The following is a 2986-nucleotide window of genomic DNA, read 5'->3' on the forward strand; positions in this document are numbered from 1 at the left end:
TGCACCGTGCGCTCGGGATAGCGCAGCGCGATCGAGGGCCGGCCCGACCAGCGGTAGAAGGCCGTGCGGCCCCAGCGCGCGAGCAGCAGCGCGGCCAGCGCCAGCGCATAGAAGAGCTTGATGTTGCGTTCGATCGCGCCGAGCACGCGTGACTGCTCGGCCGTGGGCACGGCCGTCGGCGGCACGCCGGTCCACTGGAACTCGCGCCCCATCGAGACGAAGCCCACGGCGGCCATCAGCGGCAGCACGACGGCGATGGCCAGCAGCAGGTGCGAGAAGCGGCGGTACCAGGGCTGCACGCGCAGCGCGAAGTGCAGGCCCAGGCAGCCGTGCGCCCAGGCCGCGAGCATCAGCGCGAACTGCGCGCTCGCGCCCGGCAGGTCCCACAGGCCCCAGACCACGCGCGCGTACGAGCCCTCGATGCCGTAGACGGTGTAGGCACCGCGCATCGCCGTCAGGTGGGTGGCCAGCAGCAGCGGCAGCGAGAAGCCCAGCAGCACGCGCAGGCCCTCGAGCGGAGGCATGCGCAGCGTGCGCCGCTCCCACAGCGCGACCACGGCCAGCGCCAGGTGCGCCAGCGCGGCGCCATACAGCAGCAGGGTGCCGGGCAGGCTGTGCCAGAAGGCGCGCAACTGGTCGAGCACCGTCTCGGCCCGGGCGAAGGAGGCGATGCCCAGCGCATGGTTGAGCAGGTGCAGCGTGACGTAGGCCATCAGCACGATCCCGCTGGCCCAGCGCAGGTTGCGCCGCGTGGGCGTTCTCAGGGCGGATGGGGAACGTCTGTGCATGCGGCGGGTCGGAAGGGCACCCGAGCATAATGCGCGGCGCCCACCGACCCGGCATGGCCTCCACCACACCTTCCTCGCCTTCCTCCCCGGCTTCGGCCGCTCCGCGCTCCAGCCTCGCGCTGCGCCAGATCGCGCTCTTCGCGGGGCTGTCCGAGCAGCGGCTCGACCAGCTCGCGCAGCAGTGCCTGTGGCACAGCGTGGCGGCCGGCAAGCCGCTGCTGCTGCGCGCCGAGCAGCAGGGCGAAGTGTTCCTGCTGGTCTCGGGCCGCGTGCGCGTGACCACCTATTCGGCCAATGGCCGCCAGGTGACCTTCCGCGATTCCGAGGCCGGCGAGCATTTCGGCGACATCGCCGCCATCGACGGCGGGCCGCGCTCGGCCGACGTGGTCACGCTCGAGCCCTGCGTGGTCGCGAGCCTCGACCGCACCGCCTTCCTGGCCCTGCTGCGCGACGAGCCGCTGGTGGCCGAGCGCGTGATGCAGCGGCTGGCCGCGCTGGTGCGTCAGCTCAGCGAACGCGTGATCGACCTCAGCACCCTGGGCGTGCAGAACCGGCTGCATGCCGAGCTGCTGCGGCTGGCGCGCGGCGCCGGCTTCGACGGCAACCAGGCGCGGCTCGAGCCCGCGCCGCGCCATGCGGCCCTGGCCAGCCAGATCAGCACCAACCGCGAGCAGGTCACGCGCGAGCTCAATGCACTGGTGCGCAGCGGCGTGCTGCGCAAGGACGGCCGCGCGCTGGTGCTGGAAGATGCCGGCCGATTGGAGCGGATGGTGGCCCAGGTACGCGGCGACGCGTCCTGAGCCTCCGCGAGATCAGTTCCAGCGGCCGGTCGTGCCGCCCACGCTGAAGCGGCCCGCGCCCAGCAGCACCACGGCGAGCGCGCCGAACAGGTACAGGCCCTGCAGTTCGAGCGCCCAGCCGCCCTGCTTGGTCAGCGCGAAGAAGTCGCCCATGTGCACCAGACCGAAGGCGAACAGCATGTTGACCACGATCACGGCGGCCGCGGCGCGGGTCCAGAAGCCGGCGATCAGCAGCAGCGGCGCGACGATCTCGCCGACGTAGACCAGGTAGGCCAGGCCACCGGGCAGGCCGGCCTTGGCCAGCATGCCGCCGATGAAGCCGACGCCGGCCGAGAGCTTGAAGATGCCGTGCAGCAGCACGAGCACGCCGATGGCGACGCGCAGCAGCAGCTTGCCGGCGTCGTCGTTGGCAAGGGCGGGGGCGGCGAACGACGAAGCGATCGGCGCACGCGGGGTGGCGGCGGTGGCGGCCTGGGTGTTCATGGCGGTTCCTCGAGCGGTCAGGATGGGAAAAGACAGTGCCCGCCCGCGGGATGCGGGCAGGTCCGTTTCCAGTGTGCGCAGGAGGCGGCGGGCCGGTCGGTGCGTTTTCGCACCTTTTTTCGAGAAAGCCGCTCGGGCGGGTGGATCAGCGGCCCAGGAAATGCCCGGTCCACTTGCGCTCGTAGTCCATCTTGTGGAAGTGCGCCGCCATGAAGTCGATGAAGCTGCGCACCTTGGCCGACAGGTGCTTGCGGCTCGGGTAGGCCAGGTTGATGCGCAGGTGCGGCAGGTCCCAGTCGTCGAGCGTGGGCACCAGCCGGCCGGCCACGATGTCGTCGTAGACGATGTAGGTGGGCTGCACCAGGATCCCCATGCCGTCGAGCGCGGCGGCACGCAGCACCTGGCCGTCGTTCGACTCGAGCAGCCCCTGCACCGACACCGTGCGGACCTCGCCGTCGCGGCCGGTGAAGCGCAGCTCGTTGGGGTTGTTGGCGTAGGTGTAGATCAAGAGCTTGTGCTGCTGCAGCTCCTCGAGCGTCTTCGGAAAGCCGTGCTGCGCGAAGTAGCGCGGCGAGGCTGCGAGGATGCGCCGCGTCTCGCCGAGGCGGCGGATCGTCACGTTGGAATCGGGCTCGTACTCGCGCGTGCGGATCGCCACGTCGATGTTGTTGTCGATCAGGTCGAAGTAGCGGTTGGCCGCCTCCACGTGCACCTTCACGCCGGGATAGCGCTGGGTGTACTCGCGCAGCAGCGGCGCGATGTGATGGATCGAGAACGACAGCGAGGCCGTGATGCGCAGCGTGCCCGTGGGCTGCAACGCGGTGGCGTTGACGGCCGTCTCGGCATCGTCGAGGTCCGACAGGATGGTGCGCGCGCGGCCGCAGAACTCGCGGCCGGTGTCGGTCAGGTAGAGCC

At 70.9% G+C, this 2986-nt stretch carries 3 protein-coding genes and 1 pseudogene; 1 reads left to right on the forward strand and 3 read right to left on the reverse strand.

The annotated features are described in order from the left end of the window. Nucleotides 1-788: pseudogene (locus AC27VN_RS37575) on the reverse strand (adenylate/guanylate cyclase domain-containing protein); the annotation flags it as partial. A 53-nt stretch (nucleotides 789-841) separates the two neighbouring features. On the opposite strand from AC27VN_RS37575, the gene AC27VN_RS37580 reads away from it, so the two are divergent. Continuing rightward, nucleotides 842-1588 carry a Crp/Fnr family transcriptional regulator gene (locus AC27VN_RS37580; protein WP_490879944.1) on the forward strand — a complete coding sequence of 249 codons (747 nt, stop codon included), beginning with the start codon at nucleotides 842-844 and terminating at the stop codon, nucleotides 1586-1588. Between the two features lie 12 nt (nucleotides 1589-1600). Here the strand turns inward: AC27VN_RS37580 and AC27VN_RS37585 are convergent, their stop codons facing one another. After that, nucleotides 1601-2071: a DoxX family protein gene (locus tag AC27VN_RS37585; RefSeq protein WP_490879945.1), complete on the reverse strand. Its 471-nt coding sequence runs from the start codon at nucleotides 2069-2071 to the stop codon at nucleotides 1601-1603. Between the two features lie 145 nt (nucleotides 2072-2216). Then, nucleotides 2217-2986: substrate binding domain-containing protein (locus AC27VN_RS37590; protein WP_490879946.1), on the reverse strand; the 770-nt coding region annotated here is incomplete at its 5' end.

The sequence above is a fragment of the Variovorax sp. 20P10.2.4 genome, from assembly GCF_058244205.1.